Origin of the sequence: Rhodoferax sp. (assembly GCF_028689295.1) — a bacterium.
Lineage (GTDB): Bacteria > Pseudomonadota > Gammaproteobacteria > Burkholderiales > Burkholderiaceae_C > Rhodoferax.
Genome location: NZ_JAQTWL010000001.1, coordinates 196,197 through 213,929, shown reverse-complemented (window position 1 = coordinate 213,929; position 17,733 = coordinate 196,197). Strand labels below are relative to the sequence as shown.

The following is a 17,733-nucleotide window of genomic DNA, read 5'->3' as shown; positions in this document are numbered from 1 at the left end:
AAGCTGCAAACAACCACCATGTCAACGAGCACTGGCAACACGGCAGCCAGCGCGCGCTACCACAACAACTTTCTCAAGGAAGTCGAGGCCAACGTCGAGGACGGCGAATGGGTCAAGATGTGCATGCAGTGCGGCGTTTGCGCCGGCTCCTGTCCGCTCGGACCGCATTGGGAACACACGCCGCAAAAGTTATTCATGATGATCCGTGCCGGCAAGCGCGAGGAAGTGCTCAAGTCGGACTCGATGTGGATGTGCACCTCGTGCTACAACTGCATGGCGCGCTGCCCGCGCAAACTCCCGATCACGCACATCGTGCACGGGCTGGCCGCCTACGCGCACCAGGTCGGCCTGGCGCCGAAAAAGCAGTCAACCCGGTTTTTTTCTGTCCTGTTCTGGAACAACTGCGTCAAGACCGGCCGGCTCAATGAACTCAAATTGACCATGAGACTGTACTTCAAGGATGGTCTGATGGCAGGTATCAAACAAGCCTGGGTCATGCGCGACTCCGGCCGCCAGTTGATGATGGCCAAGCGGCTCAACCCGTTTGAATTGTTCGGCGGGCACCGTTGCAAGGACGCAAAGGGCATCACGGCGATGCTCAAGACCGCCCGCCAGATTGAAGAGCAGCAACACCGTGCAGCATCGTGAAATCTTGCTCACCTGATTAGGAACCATCATGTCCAAAAAAGAATACGCGTTCTATCCCGGCTGCTCATCCCAGCCCAAGGCGTCTGCCTCCAATTACGTGGTGTCGGTCAATTCAATGTGCAAAACACTGGATATCGAACTGACGCCGATTCCGGACTGGAACTGTTGCAGCGCATCCATCAGTTATGCGGGCGGCGGGCAACTTGAACGCCTGGCCTTGAATGCGCGTAACCTGGTGTTGGCCGAAAAACACCTGCCGGGAAAAGACATTGTTGCCACCTGTGCTGGCTGTTGGTTGAATGCGCGCGAGTGCAAGGAAAAAATTGACGGTAGTGAAAAACTGCTGGCTGACACCAACACGGCATTGAAGGAAGCAGGGCTCAGCTACAAGGGCAGCGCGCCGGTGCGCCATATGGTTGAGGTCCTGATCGAGGACTTTGGCTACGATGCCTTGAAGAAGCCGGTGGTGAAGTCGCTTGAAGGTCTCAAGTTTGCCGGCTACGTGGGTTGCCAGACCAACCGCCCGTTTGGCATTGCCGGTGAGTCGTTCGAAAATCCCCTGTACCTGGACAAACTGATCGAGTCAGTGGGTGGCGAAGCCATTGAGAATTGGGAGCACAAAGTGAGTTGCTGCGGTGGGGCGCTGGCATTTCCAGAGCCAGAAAAGAGTCAGAAGCTCATTCGTGAGATTGTCGAGTCAGCTTACGACAACGGCGCCGACATGATTGTCACGCCCTGCCCCCTGTGCCAGGCCAATGTGGAAGTCTATCAGTCCGAGATCAACCGCATCCATGGCACCAAACTCAACATGCCGGTGATGTACTACTCCCAAGTCATGAGCGTGGCTTACGGCAGCTCTATGAAAGAAGCGGGGCTGGACGGTCACATCATCAAGCCGACAAAGCTGCAGGAGATTGCCAGCAAGGCCGAGACCGGGAAAAAGTAAATTTTCCGGGCAATCACTCGGCCAACGCGCAACTTGAGGAACGTCACGATGCAGTTTGGTCCGCGTGAAATTTACACGCCCTTCCGGCCGATTCCGCTCGAAATTCCACAGGGGATGGTGCACAACGAGTTTTTCAACAGCACCGAAAATCTCAATGACCTGATGAGCAATAACGGTTTGCTGACCAATTCGGAAAACCTGCTGCTGTATCGCAAGGCCCTGGGCCACAGCAACGAGTTTGATTGCTCCATCATTTACAACACCTCCAAGACCATTCTCAACCCGCTGGGACGGCCGGTACGGCGCACGCAGGTTACCGACAATGTCAAGCATGTGTGGAACCGGATGAATCAAGTCATCATTGACTACATGCTGGAGCAATATCCCGATCCGGGCGAAGCCCTGATTCTGGCCGGCGAAGCCAGTCTGGATGCGACCTGGCCCTTGACCTCGCCCGGTGTGCCCAGCATTCGCATGCTGCATAACCACTTTATTGTCTTCCCCAAGGCAGAACTGCGCCCTGCCAAGCTGGCTGACGACAAGAATCCCAATTTGACCGATGGTGGCCAGAACAGCCTGTTCCAGGCCTACATGCGCGAGGTGTATCGCGAGTTTTTCGAGCGGGCGCTGCATCTGAAGATTCTCAAACCGGCCCCTGAGACCGAAGCCCGCATCGAGCTTACCGGCTATCCCCAGGGTTTGCCAAGCTGGGAAATACAGGGCGGAGCAGCCGCACTCAAGGACGTTCATTTCTGGAAAGAATACGATGAACTCCTGAAAGGTTTTATCGATTTTTACCGCACTTTTTTCTCCCAGGTCTCGTCCCGCAATGCACCCATGCTGAAGGATGTCTATTTCCCGGATGAGGTGGAAAGCGTGCTGCTGTTCAACAATGATTTCATGAAGACCGCGAAGAAAGTCCGCGACCACTGCATCGTCGATGCCAAATATGCCAATGCCATCCGCTGGCAACCGGCCTTCAAGCAGTTGATCTACCGCAATGATGCCGGCAAACTGATTGTCACGATCAGCCAGAATTCAATTGGCAATGCGATCACCGAGCTGCTCGGTGTGGTGGTGAATCGCATTCCGGATACGCAGGCCTACGCCGCTCGCGAGAGCGCGCTCATTGCCCACCTGCTCGAAGTGCGGCGCCGCCTGATCGAGTCAGATTTGGGTGAGCCAATCGCCACGCCCTACTGGAGCGCCTAGGATTTACCTCCCTTCATGCCTGGCAAGCGTCGGCACGCTGTAGCCGGGTGGAATATAGATATGACAAGGATGTCTTTTGTGACCTTGTTTTATTGCGGCACAATGCGCCCAAGGAGACAAGCATGGAACATTTTCATCCCAAACAGGCACTTGAAATTCTCAGTGCCAATCCCGATACGCTGTTTATCGATTGCCGCACCGAGGCCGAGTTCTATTACGTCGGCCATCCCACCGATGCCGTCAACATCGAGTGGAATACTGAACCTGATTTCGAGATCAATCCGCATTTTTGCGATGCTGCCCTGTCCATCGCCGGGCGCAAGGAACGGCCCGTCATTCTGATTTGCCGCAGTGGCAATCGGTCAGTCGATGCCGGGTTGGCACTTGAAAAATTCGGCTTCACAGATGTGAGCAACGTGCTCGAAGGTTTTGAAGGTCCGCTGGACCCGGAACACCATCGGGGTACGAAGGGCGGCTGGCGCTTTCATGGTTTGCCCTGGCGGCAGCTCTGAATCCGGGTTCACTCCTCCGGATCGCTGTACATTTCATCCTGCTCCAGCGCGCGCTTCGCCGCGGCTTCGGTCTCCAGGCGTTGCCGTCTCTCCTGTTGTCGCAGATGGCGCTCCTGCGCCGCTTCCTTGCGCAGCGGGATGGACTCCTCGCCGAACAGGACTTGCCTGAGAAAGCGAAAACCGAACTGCATCAGTTCAAGATCGTCGCAAAGAATGTTTTTCAGCTCTTGCGCCGGCAAATCGTAGATATCGCTAAACCCTTCGCTGGCCACGAACTGGCTGAAACGATCGATGTCATAGCAGACCATGAAAAAGAGCTCCAGGCTGCGCTTGGAGGGTTTACCAATGCTCGGTCCGGATGATTTTTTCTTCAGGATCAGTTGGCGCCAGCCGCGTGCCTGATCGTCATATTCTTCCAGGCCCTGCTCCTTGCGGTAGTCGCCGACGCTGATCGGGCGCGGCTCCTTGTGACCCAGGCAATGCGGCTCTTCGACAAGGGCGTAGGAGGTATGGTCGGTACTTTCATCCTGGCGCCGCAGCGACAACAGCGCAACCGGGTAGTAGCGACATGCGGTCGGGCGGTCTTCATAGACGCTGCAGCCCTCGGGCGTCATGAACTGGCAGGCTGTGCCATTCGCAACCGGGCGCAGCTTGACGCCAGCGATGCTGTTTTGTTCGAATTCGAAGGGGACGGTATATTTTTTCAGGAACTCGCCGGAACTGGTCCCAAAACGGCGCTTGAGTCGCAGGATGTCATAAGGTGTCAGAGAAATGTCGATGTTGCTGCAGCAGGCGTTCCAGCAAGCAATGCCTTTGCGGCATTGAAATTGGATCACCTTGCTGGCATCAAAGGTCTTGGGCAACACCGGACTGGTGAGAAAGGGCAGATCTTGTGTATTGTTGTCTTGCATCGTTGCAACCTTGTGAACCTAAAAAATAGGCCGAACACCTTGCGGTGCCCGGCCTTCGCTATCTTACACGGCTCAGAGTGAGCGGCGCATCAGTGCGGTGCGGCTACCTTGAACAGCTTGGACTTGTCCACCAGGTCAACGTGCTTGCGCTTGAAGCAAGTCCACTGCTTGGTGTTTTTGTCGTAGATTGAATTGACGAAGCAGTGCCAGTTTTCCTCGTCGACAAAGTTCTTGTCGGTACGATAGTAGAAACCGGGGTAGCGGCTTTCTTCGCGGAACTGGATGTGCTTCATGTGCGCTTCAGCCGTGATGATGCGGTGATAATTTTCCCAGGCCCGCAGCAACTCATGCAGGTCTTTGGCGCGCATTTTCAGCGAATCTTCCTTGAGCAATGCCAGTTTCTCTTCGGCGACTGCCAGCATCTTGTCATTGGTGTTGTAGTAGGTGCTACAACCGGCCACATACTCGTCCATGATTTTCTGCAAACGGATCTGCAGCATCCTGGGTGTGATGTAGTTCGGGTTGACATCAATGGCCGTGCTGAAATCCTTGAATTCCAGGAAAGTGCGCACAGGTTGGTAAATCTCTGCGGCCAGTTGTTCGACCGAGGTATCGAGTTCAACCGTCCATGCCTTGTTATCCAACGCATATTTGACCATGGCCTTGGCGGCGATACGCCCTTCGGCATGCGAGCCTGAAGAGAATTTGTGGCCCGATGCGCCCACGCCATCGCCAGCACTGAACAGCCCCTTGACCGTGGTCATGGAGCGATAGCCCCAGTTCCAGCCCTTGGGCAGATGGGCCGGGACACCGTCGTACTCTTCGGTCGTCGGTGCGCCCAGATCTTCCGGACCCGATACCCAGATGCCGCAGCAGCCGGAATGCGAGCCGAGCAGGTAGGGCTCGGTGGGCATGAGTTCGGACATTTTCTTCTCGGGCTCGATGTTCTCGCCGACCCAGATGCCGCACTGGCCGACACACATGTCAAGAAAGTCTTCCCAGGCCTCGGCTTCGAGGTGCTTGACCTCCTTGGGCGAAAGCGCCTCGCGCAGTTTGGCCAGCGCCGTGACGGTGTCCATGTAGATCGGGCCGTGGCCGTCTTTCATTTCCTTGAGCATCAGGTGATTGCGCAGGCAGGAAGCGGGAACAGCGGCCTGACCGTAGGGCGGATAGTCGTTGAGCATTTCCTTGTTCTTGACCATGTAGTCTTCACCGTAGGCATTGATGGCCTTGGCCTTGAACAACAGGAACCAGGCACCGACCGGGCCATAGCCGTCTTTGAAACGCGCCGGCACGAAGCGGTTTTCCATCATGGTCATCTCGGCGCCGGCCTCGGCCGCCATCGCGTAAGTGCTGCCCGCATTCCAGACCGGATACCAGGCGCGGCCCTGACCTTCGCCCACGGAGCGCGGACGGAACAGGTTGACACAACCGCCGGCAGCCAGCAGGACTGACTTGGCCTTGTAGATATGGATTGAATTGTCACGCACCGAGAAGCCCACGGCGCCGGCAATGCGGGAAGGATCGTTCTTGTCATTGATCAGTTTGACAATGAAGATACGTTCTTCGACCCGCGCCAGACCGAGCGCCTTTTTGGCTGCTTCGGCCACAATCCATTTGTAGGACTCGCCGTTGATCATGATCTGCCACTTGCCCGAGCGTACCGGTTTGCCACCGTCCTTGAGCGTCGGGATGCCTTCTTTCAGCGCCTCGGCACCGTCGTGACGGACACCCTCGGCATCGGTTTTCCAGATCGGCAGGCCCCACTCTTCGAACAAATGCACGGAGTCATCGACGATACGGCCCATGTCGTAAGTCAGGTCGTCGCGGGTGATGCCCATCAGGTCGTTGGAGACCATGCGCGCGTAGTCGGCCGGGTCCAGGTCGGGGCCGATGTAGGTATTGATGGCGGACAGACCCTGCGCCACGGCACCGGAGCGGTCCAGGGCAGCTTTGTCGACCAGTTTGATTTTGAGTTCGATGCCGGTTTCGGCCTTGACGGCATCTGCCCAGCGCATCACTTCATAGGCAGCACCGCAGCTCGCCATGCCACCGCCGATGAACAGGATATCCAGGTCTTCCTGGACGATTTTTGGATTTTCAAAACTAGCTTGAGACATTCGATTCACCTTTTGAATGGGTTGGGTTATTTGACACGGATCAGTTCTGCCGCCTGGCCGGTACGGTAGCCGCCCATCATGTTCTGGGTAAACATGGCTGGCGTGGCGAGGTCCGCCATGGTGGGCATCGGCTTGTTGCCGTAGGGATCAATGGCGCCTTCGGCGGTGGTGCGAATCGGAAACTTGAAGCGTTTGAGCGTTCCGTTGCGGAACTTTATGGTCCACATGATGGAGTCGGAGCCGCGCATCGGCTGCACCGAGCCGCCCAAAGGCACGATGTCGGCGTAGTGTCGTACTTCGATCGCGTTTTGCGGGCAGATCTTGACACAGGAATAACATTCCCAGCACTGGTCAGGCTCCTGGTTCCACGCCTTCATGGCATGGCCGGTTTGCGAGCCATCCTTGTCCAGCGCCATCAGATCGTGGGGGCAGATGTACATGCAAGCAGTCTTGTCCTGACCTTTGCATCCATCACATTTTTCGGTTCTCACATAGGTTGGCATTTCACTTCTCCTTCTTGGGGTTGGGGTTAACGGGAATCATTTCTCAGCCAGAGTGGCGTAGTACTCGCGCAGGATGGCGAGCACTTCGGGGCGGCTGAATTCGGGCGGCACATCCGAACCTTCGGACAGCGATTTGCGCAACTGGGTGCCCGAGACCTGCAGGCGGTCGGCATCGGTGTGTGGGCAGGTTCGCCCGGAAGCCATGCCGCCGCATTTGTAGCACCAAAATGCGATATCGATTTTGAGAGGCTGTGTCTGCAGCGCGTCTTCAGGAATGGTGTCAAAGATGTGATGTGCGTCGAACGGGCCGTAATAACTGCCGACGCCGGCGTGATCGCGTCCGACAATCTGGTGCGAGCAGCCGTAGTTTTGCCGGAAAAGCGCATGCAGCAACGCCTCGCGCGGACCGGCATAACGCATGTCCAGAGGGTAGCCGGCCTGGATGACGGTTTTCTTGACAAAGTAATTCTCGGTGAGCGTGCCAATCGCCTTGGCCCGCACTTCGGCGGGAATGTCGCCCGGTTTGAGATTGCCAAGCAGCGAGTGAATCAGGACGCCATCACAGGTTTCGATCGCAATTTTGGCCAGATACTCGTGCGACCGATGCATTGGATTACGGGTCTGAAAGGCCGCCACCTTGCTCCACCCCAGGGCCTCGAACTGTTCCCGCGTCTGCCTGGGCGACATGAAAAGGTCACCGTATTTTTGCGGAAAATCACCTTGGGACAATACTTTGATCGGGCCTGCCAGGTTAATGTCGCCCTGCTCCATGACCAGCTTGACGCCAGGATGCTTGGCATCGGTGGTCTTGAACACGGTCGCACATTCGTGCGCCTTGTCGATTGCGTATTTTTCCGTCACGCGCATGGTCGCGAGAATTTCACCGTTGTCCGGGTCGGTCAGCGCGATATCGCCACCGATCTTGATGGTCCCGGCCGTAGCCGGGTCGGTCGACAGGGTGATGGGAATAGGCCAGAAAAGGCCATTGGCCAGTTTCATGCCGTCACAGACGCCAATCCAGTCGGCATGCGACATGAATCCATCCAACGGCGTAAAGCCACCGATGCCCAACATGATGATGTCGCCCTTTTCGCGCGAACTGACGCGGACCTTGGGCAAGCTGGCAGCGCGTGCCAGCTCGGCAGCAAGTGCATCGCCTTCTAGCAATAATTCCAGCAGGCCGTGCCCGCCATGGGGTTCAACGAGAGACATAGTATCAGCTCCTCTTGGTTTTGATATATCCAGACGTGTGATTGATGGCAATCGCGTCGCAGATACAGCGTTGATTAAAAAAAGAATTCATGAGCAGATTCAACTGATCGCCTGGTAATAGAGGTTCTGCGGATGGTTCACCTGGGCAAAAAAGAACCACCGTTCAGCAAGCAAGCCCAGATACTGGACGGTGAAAGCCAGTATCAGCGCGCCGGGAAAATCCAACCAGAGACCGGCCATCAGAAGCAGCACCGGCGCCAAAAATACAGTTCCGAGGAAGGTCCATTTCACTGAGCGCAAGGTGGACTGCGAGCTGCCGTGGAAGAACTCCCGGGTGTTGAATGCGCCGCCCAGAAATCCCGCCGATTTCTGGACAATTCGCGGATGCTTGATGCCAATGGCGGTCTGCAGCGTTGATTTTGGACGCAGGCGACTGTTGCGAATCAGCGAGGCGCCACGGCTTGCGAACGCAAGCAGCGTGATGATCAGGGCCCAACCGGCGAAAAAACCTGTGAGTTCAGGTGCCTGGCTGGTGGCAAAGGCGGCTGCGAGTGTGAAGCCCGAAGCACCACCCAGCAGAATATAGTTGATCACCGTCAACGGGCTGTGCCATTCCTGCATGAAACGCATGCAGGCATAGACCATGCCGGTGGCGATAAAAAGTGCAAAGGCGAGCACGGTCCCGATGACACCCAGAATCACGCTGACGTCGATCGCAACGCCATCCGGCAATGTCACCAAAATCGGTTTCCAACCGGTGTAATGCGCCAGACCGTAGAGCAGCATTACGCCCATGAATACCGGCAGCACGATGACCTCGCGCGACAGCCACGAGGTGCGCCACATGGCGGCTGATCGCCAGGCACGCTCGGGACGCCCGAGGTGCAAGAAAGAACTGGCCAACCCCAAGGCGCTGATGATGAGCACCAGCAACACGCCGACGGCATAAAACGACTGGCTGTCCTGCACTGGCAGGAGACTGAACAAGGCGTACGACTGCGCTGTGAACAACGCCAGAAAAAGGCCCTGCGCGGCACCGATCAGGGTGGTCAGGAAGATAACGGAGAAGGCTGGTTTCATGTTGTTTGCCTACCAGGACAACACATCGTCGAGTGAAGGTTCAGACATGTCCGGCTTGGGCAGGAGGCCGTCTATCTTCAACGGGTTATCGGCACGAATGAGTTCGTCCTTATGGAGGTTGATCTCGGTCTTGCGCCTTGGCAAGTAGTGGTTCGACGGATGGGTGCCCCATTCGGGCATGAGCGTGTACCCCGCCTTCTCACGGATCGCCAGCGAAACTGCCGACTCGGCGTCGTGGATGTCGCCAAACAGGCGGGCGCTGGTCGGGCAAGCCAGGACGCACGCGGGTTTGCGCTCACGCTCGGACAGCGCCGTGTCGTAAATCCGGTCTACGCAGAGTGTGCACTTGGTCATCACCTTGCGCCCTTCATCGAGCTCGCGTGCGCCGTAGGGACACGCCCACGAGCAGTACTTGCAGCCAATGCATTTGTCGGAATCAACGAGGACGATACCGTCTTCGGCGCGCTTGTAACTGGCCCCCGTGGGGCACACCGGCACGCACGGCGGATCTTCACAATGCAGGCAGGATTTGGGGAAGTGCACCGTTTGCGTGTTCGGGAACTCGCCGACCTCGAAGGTCTGCACCCGGTTGAAAAAGGTACCCGTGGGCTCGGCGCCATAGGGATTGAAGTCAGCCAGCGGGCCGGCCGTGCCCGAGGTGTTCCACTGCTTGCAACTGGTCACGCAGGCGTGGCAACCCACGCATACATTCAGATCGATCACCAGCGCGAGCTGCGTCATTTGCGCGCCCCCTTGCCGGCGAAATAGGCCAGCCAGCCCGGATTGACGCCCCCTGTGCCGGGTGCCGCAGGTACCGCCTTGAATTGCGGCCAGGTGCTTGCCGGCTCTTCGGGTCCGGCCTTGTAGATTCGCACCTGAACGTCAAACCACGCGGCCTGCCCGGTGATCGGGTCGGAATTGGATATCGGAGCGCCGGATGCCGTGCCCGGCAACTCGTCTGAAATCAGGTGGTTGAGCAAAAAGCCGCGCTGCGACTCGTTGGCATCGGGCTCAAGATGCCATGCGCCGGCAGCCTTGCCGACGGCGTTCCAGGTCCAGACCGTGCCAGGCTCAACCGCTTCGGAGTATTTGGCGAGGCAGCGCACCTTGCCCCACTGGGACTCGACCCACATCCAGCCGCCATCATCAATCCCCTGCGCGCGCGCTGTTTTCGGGTTGACGTAAAGGTGGTTGTGCGCGTGAATCTGGCGCAGCCAGGCGTTTTGCGAATCCCACGAGTGGTACATCGCCATGGGGCGCTGCGTGATCGCACTGAGCGGATATTTGGTGCGGTCGGTTTTTTGCGCTTCAAGTGGTTCGTAGTAGAAAGGCAGTGGGTCGAAGTATTCCGCAATGTTCTTCTTGAGATGCTCCGGCGGCTTGCGTGACATGCCCTTGTCCTGCGCTGAGAGACGGAATTTTTGCAGCACTTCCGAATAGATGTGAATCAGGATGGGCTCGGCGTAACGCGTAATCCGGGTGCGTTGCGACCACTCCAGATAGCCCTTGTTCCAGTTGCGCATGTACTGGTAAGACAGTGGCAGTTTGTGGTGATAGACGCAATTGTTCTGCGCGTACATTTCCAATTGGCGTGAATTCGGCTCGCCGCGCATGAACTTCTCGCCACCCTTGCCGCGCCAGCCGGAAAGAAAGCCGATGCCAGAGCCGGGTTCGGTTTCATAGTTGACGATGAAATCGGGGTAATCGCGAAACTTCCGGGTGCCGTCAGGTCGCACGAAAGCCGGGAATTTCAAGCGGCTGGCCAGTTCGATCAGCACTTCCTGGAACGGCTTGCACTGGCCCGTGGGCGGCAGCACCGGGATGCGCACAGAATCGACCGGACCGTCGAACTCCGAAATGGGCCGGTCCAGCATCGACATCACGTCGTGGCGTTCAAGGTAGGTGGTGTCGGGCAGCACCAGATCTGCGAACGCGGTGGTCTCCGACTGGAAGGCATCACAGACGACGAGGAACGGAATCTTGTATTCGCCGTCCTCGCGCTTGTCGTTGAGCATCTTGCGCACTTCCGAGGTGTTCATGGTCGAGTTCCAGGCCATGTTCGCCATGAACAGCATCAGCGTGTCGATCGGGTAGGGATCGCCACGCCATGCATTGGTGATGACGTTGTGCATCATGCCGTGCACCGACAGCGGGTATTCCCAGGAGAAAGCCTTGTCGATGCGCACCGGCTTGCCGGCGTCGTCCACGAACAGGTCGTCTGGTTCGGAAGGCCAGCCAAGCCCCAGGCCGTCGAGCGGCGTATTGGGCTTGACGGCAAGCGGCGTGTTCGGCGTCTTGGCGCAAGGCGGAATGGGGCGCGGGAAAGGCGCCTTGTGGCGGAATCCGCCCGGACGGTCGATGGTGCCGAGCAGCGACATCAGGATCGCCAGCGAACGCACGGTATGAAAACCGTTGGAGTGCGCGGCCAGCCCGCGCATGGCGTGAAAAGCAACCGGATTGCCGGTCACCGTGTCGTGTTCCTTGCCCCAGGAGTCGGTCCAGGAAATCGGCAGTTCAATTTTCTGGTCGCGGGCGGTCACGCCCATCTCGTGGGCAAGACGACGAATCACCTCGGCCGAAATACCCGTGATGCCAGCCGCCCACTCGGGGGTGTAAGCCGCAACCCGCTCCTTGAGGAGTTGGAACGCGGGCTTGACCACCGTACCGTCCGACAGCTTGAATTCGCCGAACAGAAACGGGTCGCAGCCCTCGGCGTGCGTCACGACGGGGCGGTTGCTCACGCGGTCCCACCAGAGCTTGTTTTGCGGATCAAAACAGCCTTCTTCTTCGGGCACTTCGGTGCGCACGAACATGCCGAACTCGTCGTTGGCGCTGTCCATGTTGATCAACTGCCCGGAGTTGGTGCAGCGCACCAGGAACTCCCGGTCATAGAGTCCCAGTTCGATAAGTTCGTGGATCAGCGCCAGCAGCAGCGCGCCATCGGTGCCGGGCTTGATCGGCACCCACTCGTCGGCAACGGCCGAGTAGCCGGTGCGCACCGGGTTGATCGAAATGAAACGCCCGCCATCGCGCTTGAATTTCGAGATCGCGATTTTCATCGGGTTGGAGTGGTGGTCTTCGGCGGTGCCCATCATGACAAACAGCTTGGCACGCTCCAGGTCGGGGCCGCCAAATTCCCAGAATGAGCCGCCAATGGTGTAGATCATGCCGGCGGCCATGTTGACCGAGCAAAAGCCGCCATGAGCGGCATAGTTGGGGGTGCCGAACTGGCGCGCAAACAGGCCGGTGAGCGCCTGCATCTGATCGCGTCCGGTGAACAGGGCGAACTGCTTGGGGTCGGTAGCGCGAATTTTTTGCAACCGCTCCTGCAGCATTGAAAACGCCACATCCCACTCGATTTCTTCAAACTGGCCATCGCCGCGGTCGCTGCCCGGCTTGCGCAGCAGGGGCTTGGTCAGCCGCGCTGGCGAATACTGCTTCATAATGCCGGAGGAACCTTTGGCGCAGATCACGCCCTGATTCAAGGGGTGGTCGGGATTACCCTCGATGTAGCGCACCTCACCGTTGCGCAAATGCACCCGGATACCGCACCTGCAAGCACACATGTAGCATGTGGTGTTGCGCATCTCAAGCGTGGCGCCAGACAACGGCGGGCTGAGAGGGTTGTGAATCGGTATGACAGACATGCGGTGACGCGGAATTTTTCGCTGGAAAGGTCAACAAACAAGGCTTGCAAACTGTGTTGAGCCCATGGACCTTCACACAAAGATAAAGTGACCCTATTAAAAACAAGGTCTCAGAGCGCGTCTATCACCGACAAGGGTGGTTGGCAGTAACCCAAATGGGTAGCATAGAAATAATTCTTATGAAACAATGGTTTTCCGCAATACATAAGTTTCGAATAATGTTTTACGATGGTGCGAAATTCTTCTTGCCATGACCGTAGCCACTGCATCCATCATTCATTCCACTTCGGCGGACTCGGCGAGCCTTGCCAATTTGCTGACCATGAATTCGGGCAAGCCCGAAGACCTGGAGGTGTTGTTGGCGCTTTTTTTAAGCGCCATCATTGGCCTGGCAGGCGCAAAGGCGGGCGCGGTGCGGGTCTTGACGGATGATGGCAAGTTCATGCGCTTGCTGGCACAGCAGGGTTTGCCCGATGAGGTGGTGCAGAACGAGCGGCTGGTTGAGCGACATTGCGGCGCATGCGGCACGGCCTCCAGCGCCGATGTGCTGGTTTGGGTTGACGACTTGGCAACCTGTGCCAAAAAGGGGCATAACCTGTACTTTGGCTCCCAGTGCAAGAGTATGCTGGCCATCTCGCTACACCACAATCAGCAAATTCTTGGCATTTACAACCTGTTCTTCGACAACACGACCAAGATTGATGTTTCGATCCAGACGCTGCTGCGCCTGGTGGGCCAATTGCTGGGGCTGACCCTGCACAATGCGCACATCGAGCGCGAGCGCCTGCGGCTCACGGTCATGAAAGAGCGCCAGGACATGGTCAATGAAGTGCACGATGCGTTAGCGCAAACCCTGGCCTATGCCCGCATGCGCCTGCCGCTGCTCAGCGATGCCATTCACGCGCATGACGAACCCCAGGCGCTAAAGTATTTTTCAGACCTGAAAACAGCCGTGACAGAAGTGCATGACAACCTGCGTGAAGTCATGACCTACTTCCGCACCCGCATGGATCCGCTCGGACTGATCCACGCCCTCACCACCCTGGCGGACGGTTTTTTCAGCCGCAATGCCATCACGCTTGAAATCAGCAACGCCGTGCCCCACCTGGACCTTAGCGATGAACAGGAAGTGCAAATCTTCTACATCATCCAGGAGTCGCTGGCCAATATTGCCAAGCACTCCATGGCGCGCCATGCTGTGGTGCGTATCAGCCAGACGCCGCAACACCTGGAATTTGTGATCGAAGACGACGGCCTCGGCATGGATGAGCCCAATGTATCAACCATCGTCACCTCGGCCCGACCGCTGGTGCCGTCCACCCATTTCGGCCTGGACATCATGCAAGGCCGCGCCAAACGGCTCGGCGGCAGCCTTGAAGTCGCGAGTAAAGACGGCGTGGGCACACGGGTTCTGCTGCGCATTCCGTTCGTGACAGACAAAGGATGCGAGGCATCATGACAGAAAAAATACGCGTCATGCTGGTGGACGACCATTCGCTCTGCCGCAATGGTCTGAAGGAGTTGCTGGAGCACCGCGGCGGCATGTCGGTGGTAAGCACCACTGGAGATCCTGACCTGGTGGCACCGCTGCTGCAAGAACATCATCCTGATTTGCTGGTGCTGGATCTGCGCCTGGCACACACCGACGGCCTGAGCGTGTTGCGCATGATCCGCGCCGGGGGCTGTGATGTGCCGGTGGTGATCCTCACCATGAGCGACAGCGAGGACGACATGTCGGCGGCGCTTCGTGCCGGTGTCAAAGGCTATCTGCTCAAGGACATGGATCCCGAAGAGGTGATCGACGCCATTGGCCGTGCCGCCCGCGGTGAGATGGTGGTGGCGTCGGCCATGATGCTCAAATTTGCCCAGATTCTGCAATCAGGCCCCAAGGGCTCGGCCATGGGCGACCTGGTGGCCACGCTGACCGAACGCGAGCGCCAGGTGCTGGACCATGTGGCCAGCGGCCAGAGCAACAAGGTCATAGCCCGGGCGCTCGACATCAGCCACAACACGGTGAAGCTGCATGTGCGCCACATCATGGACAAGCTCAACCTGCGTTCCCGGGTGGAAGCCGCGGTATTTTCGTTCGAGTACCGCAACTCGGCCGACGGCACCAAGGTGGTTGCCGACCACAACCCCAAGCCCAAGATGCCACCGCACTGATCATCAAAAATTCAGCCCTGTATTTCAGGTCACGCGTTTCAGTGCTTTACCGCAGCAGCTGCCTTTTCAGCAACATCCATCCCGCCATTGGCTTTCCACTCGGCAAATCCCCCTTGCAGGATGCGCACATTTTCGTAACCGGCTACGCGCAGCGCAAAGCCGGCCTGAGCCGACAAGGACCCAGTATTGCAATAAAGCAGCACCGGCTTGTCTTTGGGAATGCGACTGCGCTCAGCCAGTGCCCGGCGCCATTCGATATTGACCGCGCCAGGAATGTGTTCTTTGGCGAACTGGTCCTTGTCTCTGGCGTCAATGACAAAAAACTTCTTCCAGTCATCCTTTGAAACTTGCTCCGGGAAGATCGTGGCACCTCCGTAGTCGACGAAATCCAGGTAGGACTCCATGGCCTCCACGGCGGCTTTGTCTTCGGAGGCAGCTGGCAAGGAGGTGAATTGCACGGCAAGTGCAAGCAGGCTCGCAGTCAGTAGTGAACGTTTCATTTTTTGCTCGGATGGTTCAGGTAGTTCAATGGAAATCGAAGGGCTAACGGGGAGCGCTTGGTTTGATCACACCCATAAATTTCAAATAGACAAAGGTGTAGATGGCAGCCGCCAGAACAATGCTCAGATAAGAAAACCCAAGCAGCAAAGCCGATGCGTAGTAATTGCTGTGGCTATAAACCGCCAACACCTCCAGACCAACCAATACACACACCAAGCCCCATTGGCTCGGGTAAAACTCGGGTTTGATGAACTGGTAACGGAACCAGTCCTTGAAAGCCACGGCGCAAAACAAGATCCAGAAAATGGAGATTGAAAACAGGATGACCACCGAGACAAATGCCAGCGACGAGATATCCACACCCAGAGACTTGCCTGTGTATCCGGCAATTTTGTAAATCGCAATGGCAAACAGGCAATTGATGGGCACCACCACAAAATGCGCCGGCTTCATGGGTTCGGCCATGCTGGCCCCATGGTTCAGCTGGCAAACCAGCAGATAAATGCCTTTGATGCCGTAAATCAACAGACCCATGCTGATGGCAATCAGCGTCAGGATGCTGGCAACTTTGGCCACTTGCAAATCGGTTGCGGCCATGGTGATGCCCGCCCCGGCCAGAGCCACCATGCCCCACGCAAACACGTCGAGCAGCCAGTTGAAGGTAAAAACCACGGCTTTGCCGTCCCGGAAGAACCAGGTTTTGGCAACCGCCAACGACAGCGCCCCCAGCGCCAGAAACAGCAAGGCGTAGGGGTAAATGCCGTAGCCCATCAGCGTTGGGACCGCCCTGGAAAAGTCCGGCCAGAAAAACGCCACCGGGCCCAGCAAGACATTCGCCGTCATTCCCAAAGCCACAATGGGCGAAAAAATGCCAATGTTGATGGCCGCATCCGACAGGAAAACCTTCAGCGCATCCCCCTGACGGGCCCAGTGAACGAACTCGATGGAAATTTTCAGAATCAGGAAAAAATGCATCAGGGTGCTCAGCAGCATCACGGTCACCAAAAACAGGCTGGCCACATCCCATCCGCTGGCAAAGTCATTGATGCTGATCAGCTTGTCCGTGTGCGCAAAGGTGAATTGCATCAACACAAACGGCATCAACGCGACGCCGCCAGAGGCTAATGCAGATTGAAATCTTAAAGGTGTGAACATGATGATGGACCGGGCTTCAACGCCCGGACGATGTCAGAACACCAAAACCTTGTCTGCCTCGACGGTCCAGTCAGCCAGTTGTGCCAAAGTGCCACGCAGCGCTCCGTCCATGAGTTCCTCGGCCCGTAATCCGCGGGCATCCATGCAGGTGCCGCACAGCAGCACCTCGCCCTTGCGAATGATCTTGCCCAGCATCAGCTGGATGTTGTAGTAACCCTCGGGCACTTTCTGGCCGCCCTTGCCGCAGGCCACCGCATCGGCCATCAAAAACACCCGGACTTGCTGGCCTTCCTTGCCGGCAACCGCCGCAGCCACGCGCAGGGCGTTGTAGGCGCGCTCGTTGCCATAGGGCGCATCATTGATGATAAAAAGCATGGATGTCATAGGTTTCTCCTTGGTTAATCAGTTTTTGGCAATCGGCAATCCTGCTGCCTGCCACTCGCTCACCCCGTCGAAGGTCTTGCGGGCCTGGTAGCCATGCGCCTTCAACAGCTTCACCGCCTCATCAGACATCAGGCAAAACGGGCCACGGCAGTAGGCAACGATCTCCACGTCGCGTGGCAACTCGGCCAGGCGCCTGGCCAACTCGGACAAGGGCAATGAACGGGCATTGGGCAGGTGCGCCGCATCGAACTCGTTCTTTGGACGAACATCGAGCACGATGACCTCGCCACGCTTGGCCTGCGCCATCAGTTCCTTGCGCCCGACACTGACCATGCGGTCCGGGTCCGCCATCATGTCTTGCAGCGCCATGCGCAACTCGATCAGGTGCTCCTCGGCCACCTGGCGCAAGTTCACACCCAACTGTGCTACATCGCGACCGGTGAGGCTGTAATAAATACGCTTGCCGTCGCGGCGGGTTTGCACCAGCCGGGCTTCCTTGAGTGCCTTCAGGTGCGCACTGGCGAGCTTGTTGTCGATGGTCACATCTGTGGAAATGGTCTCGACCGCCTTCTCACCCTGGGCCAGCATTTCCAGTATTTCCAGCCGCTTGGGGCTGGAGAGCGCTTTGCCCACACGGGCGACCTGTTCGTACAGAAGGTCTTTGAGTGATCGGTTGTTCATGGTGTATATTCTAACGTCCGTTGGATTGAATGATATTGATCCAGCGCAATAGTTTGCG

The 17,733-nt window shown here is 57.4% G+C and carries 17 protein-coding genes; 6 read left to right on the top strand and 11 right to left on the bottom strand.

What is annotated here, in order from left to right; all coding sequences use genetic code 11:
* Window positions 1-18 precede the first annotated feature (18 nt).
* From PHF15_RS01155 to PHF15_RS01140, 4 genes are all read left to right on the top strand, one after another.
* Window positions 19-648 carry a 4Fe-4S dicluster domain-containing protein gene (locus PHF15_RS01155; RefSeq protein ID WP_300118072.1) on the top strand — a complete coding sequence of 210 codons (630 nt, stop codon included), beginning with the start codon at window positions 19-21 and terminating at the stop codon, window positions 646-648.
* Window positions 649-676: 28 nt separating this feature from the next.
* On the top strand, window positions 677-1,594 hold the full coding sequence (locus PHF15_RS01150; RefSeq protein ID WP_300118070.1) for a CoB--CoM heterodisulfide reductase iron-sulfur subunit B family protein: 918 nt from the start codon (window positions 677-679) through the stop codon (window positions 1,592-1,594).
* A 48-nt stretch (window positions 1,595-1,642) separates the two neighbouring features.
* The gene (locus PHF15_RS01145) at window positions 1,643-2,806 is read left to right on the top strand and encodes a hypothetical protein (RefSeq protein ID WP_300118068.1); all 1,164 of its coding nucleotides are present in this window, start codon (window positions 1,643-1,645) and stop codon (window positions 2,804-2,806) included.
* A 122-nt stretch (window positions 2,807-2,928) separates the two neighbouring features.
* Entirely contained in the window at window positions 2,929-3,318 is a 390-nt protein-coding gene (locus tag PHF15_RS01140) for a rhodanese-like domain-containing protein (protein ID WP_300118067.1), read from the top strand.
* An 8-nt stretch (window positions 3,319-3,326) separates the two neighbouring features.
* On the opposite strand, the gene PHF15_RS01135 is transcribed toward PHF15_RS01140, so the two are convergent.
* From PHF15_RS01135 to PHF15_RS01105, 7 genes are all read right to left on the bottom strand, one after another.
* Window positions 3,327-4,229, bottom strand: coding sequence for a YkgJ family cysteine cluster protein (locus PHF15_RS01135; RefSeq protein WP_300118065.1), 903 nt, complete (start codon window positions 4,227-4,229; stop codon window positions 3,327-3,329).
* Between the two features lie 89 nt (window positions 4,230-4,318).
* Window positions 4,319-6,349, bottom strand: a complete 2,031-nt coding sequence (aprA, locus tag PHF15_RS01130) for an adenylyl-sulfate reductase subunit alpha (protein WP_300118063.1) — start codon at window positions 6,347-6,349, stop codon at window positions 4,319-4,321.
* A gap of 26 nt (window positions 6,350-6,375) precedes the next feature.
* Window positions 6,376-6,852, bottom strand: a complete 477-nt coding sequence (gene aprB / locus PHF15_RS01125; protein WP_300118061.1) for an adenylyl-sulfate reductase subunit beta — start codon at window positions 6,850-6,852, stop codon at window positions 6,376-6,378.
* Between the two features lie 36 nt (window positions 6,853-6,888).
* Window positions 6,889-8,064, bottom strand: coding sequence for a sulfate adenylyltransferase (gene sat, locus PHF15_RS01120; protein ID WP_300118059.1), 1,176 nt, complete (start codon window positions 8,062-8,064; stop codon window positions 6,889-6,891).
* A 99-nt stretch (window positions 8,065-8,163) separates the two neighbouring features.
* Window positions 8,164-9,144, bottom strand: coding sequence for a DmsC/YnfH family molybdoenzyme membrane anchor subunit (locus PHF15_RS01115; RefSeq protein WP_300118057.1), 981 nt, complete (start codon window positions 9,142-9,144; stop codon window positions 8,164-8,166).
* Between the two features lie 9 nt (window positions 9,145-9,153).
* Window positions 9,154-9,885 (bottom strand): 4Fe-4S dicluster domain-containing protein, encoded by a 732-nt coding sequence (locus PHF15_RS01110; RefSeq protein WP_300118055.1) that lies wholly within the window; start codon window positions 9,883-9,885, stop codon window positions 9,154-9,156.
* The gene (locus tag PHF15_RS01105; RefSeq protein ID WP_300118053.1) at window positions 9,882-12,791 is read right to left on the bottom strand and encodes a molybdopterin oxidoreductase family protein; all 2,910 of its coding nucleotides are present in this window, start codon (window positions 12,789-12,791) and stop codon (window positions 9,882-9,884) included. Before PHF15_RS01105 ends, PHF15_RS01110 begins: the two co-directional genes overlap by 4 nt.
* Before the next feature lie 250 nt (window positions 12,792-13,041).
* Between PHF15_RS01105 and PHF15_RS01100 the strand changes: the two genes are divergently transcribed.
* Both PHF15_RS01100 and PHF15_RS01095 read left to right on the top strand, forming a co-directional pair.
* Entirely contained in the window at window positions 13,042-14,250 is a 1,209-nt protein-coding gene (locus PHF15_RS01100; protein ID WP_300118052.1) for an ATP-binding protein, read from the top strand.
* A complete protein-coding gene (locus tag PHF15_RS01095; protein ID WP_300118050.1) occupies window positions 14,247-14,954 on the top strand; it encodes a response regulator in 708 nt (235 codons plus the stop codon). The genes PHF15_RS01100 and PHF15_RS01095 overlap by 4 nt, the downstream gene beginning before the upstream one ends.
* Window positions 14,955-14,992: 38 nt before the next feature.
* Here PHF15_RS01095 and PHF15_RS01090 read toward each other — a convergent pair whose 3' ends face one another.
* From PHF15_RS01090 to PHF15_RS01075, 4 genes are read right to left on the bottom strand one after another with little or no spacing between them, the layout of a single operon-like run.
* Window positions 14,993-15,454, bottom strand: coding sequence for a rhodanese-like domain-containing protein (locus PHF15_RS01090; protein WP_300118048.1), 462 nt, complete (start codon window positions 15,452-15,454; stop codon window positions 14,993-14,995).
* 43 nt (window positions 15,455-15,497) lie between these two features.
* Window positions 15,498-16,610: a hypothetical protein gene (locus tag PHF15_RS01085; protein WP_300118046.1), complete on the bottom strand. Its 1,113-nt coding sequence runs from the start codon at window positions 16,608-16,610 to the stop codon at window positions 15,498-15,500.
* Window positions 16,611-16,643: 33 nt separating this feature from the next.
* Entirely contained in the window at window positions 16,644-16,994 is a 351-nt protein-coding gene (locus PHF15_RS01080; RefSeq protein ID WP_300118044.1) for a DsrE family protein, read from the bottom strand.
* An 18-nt stretch (window positions 16,995-17,012) separates the two neighbouring features.
* Window positions 17,013-17,675: a metalloregulator ArsR/SmtB family transcription factor gene (locus PHF15_RS01075; protein ID WP_300118042.1), complete on the bottom strand. Its 663-nt coding sequence runs from the start codon at window positions 17,673-17,675 to the stop codon at window positions 17,013-17,015.
* Window positions 17,676-17,733: the final 58 nt, after the last annotated feature.

Bases quoted from the DNA above. Each gene is read 5' to 3' on its own strand.
- PHF15_RS01155 (WP_300118072.1), top strand. From the start codon at position 19: ATGTCAACGAGCACTGGCAACACGGCAGCCAGCGCGCGCTACCACAAC.
- PHF15_RS01150 (WP_300118070.1), top strand. From the start codon at position 677: ATGTCCAAAAAAGAATACGCGTTCTATCCCGGCTGCTCATCCCAGCCC.
- PHF15_RS01145 (WP_300118068.1), top strand. From the start codon at position 1,643: ATGCAGTTTGGTCCGCGTGAAATTTACACGCCCTTCCGGCCGATTCCG.
- PHF15_RS01140 (WP_300118067.1), top strand. From the start codon at position 2,929: ATGGAACATTTTCATCCCAAACAGGCACTTGAAATTCTCAGTGCCAAT.
- PHF15_RS01135 (WP_300118065.1), bottom strand. From the start codon at position 4,229: ATGCAAGACAACAATACACAAGATCTGCCCTTTCTCACCAGTCCGGTG.
- aprA (WP_300118063.1), bottom strand. From the start codon at position 6,349: ATGTCTCAAGCTAGTTTTGAAAATCCAAAAATCGTCCAGGAAGACCTG.
- aprB (WP_300118061.1), bottom strand. From the start codon at position 6,852: ATGCCAACCTATGTGAGAACCGAAAAATGTGATGGATGCAAAGGTCAG.
- sat (WP_300118059.1), bottom strand. From the start codon at position 8,064: ATGTCTCTCGTTGAACCCCATGGCGGGCACGGCCTGCTGGAATTATTG.
- PHF15_RS01115 (WP_300118057.1), bottom strand. From the start codon at position 9,144: ATGAAACCAGCCTTCTCCGTTATCTTCCTGACCACCCTGATCGGTGCC.
- PHF15_RS01110 (WP_300118055.1), bottom strand. From the start codon at position 9,885: ATGACGCAGCTCGCGCTGGTGATCGATCTGAATGTATGCGTGGGTTGC.
- PHF15_RS01105 (WP_300118053.1), bottom strand. From the start codon at position 12,791: ATGTCTGTCATACCGATTCACAACCCTCTCAGCCCGCCGTTGTCTGGC.
- PHF15_RS01100 (WP_300118052.1), top strand. From the start codon at position 13,042: ATGACCGTAGCCACTGCATCCATCATTCATTCCACTTCGGCGGACTCG.
- PHF15_RS01095 (WP_300118050.1), top strand. From the start codon at position 14,247: ATGACAGAAAAAATACGCGTCATGCTGGTGGACGACCATTCGCTCTGC.
- PHF15_RS01090 (WP_300118048.1), bottom strand. From the start codon at position 15,454: ATGAAACGTTCACTACTGACTGCGAGCCTGCTTGCACTTGCCGTGCAA.
- PHF15_RS01085 (WP_300118046.1), bottom strand. From the start codon at position 16,610: ATGTTCACACCTTTAAGATTTCAATCTGCATTAGCCTCTGGCGGCGTC.
- PHF15_RS01080 (WP_300118044.1), bottom strand. From the start codon at position 16,994: ATGACATCCATGCTTTTTATCATCAATGATGCGCCCTATGGCAACGAG.
- PHF15_RS01075 (WP_300118042.1), bottom strand. From the start codon at position 17,675: ATGAACAACCGATCACTCAAAGACCTTCTGTACGAACAGGTCGCCCGT.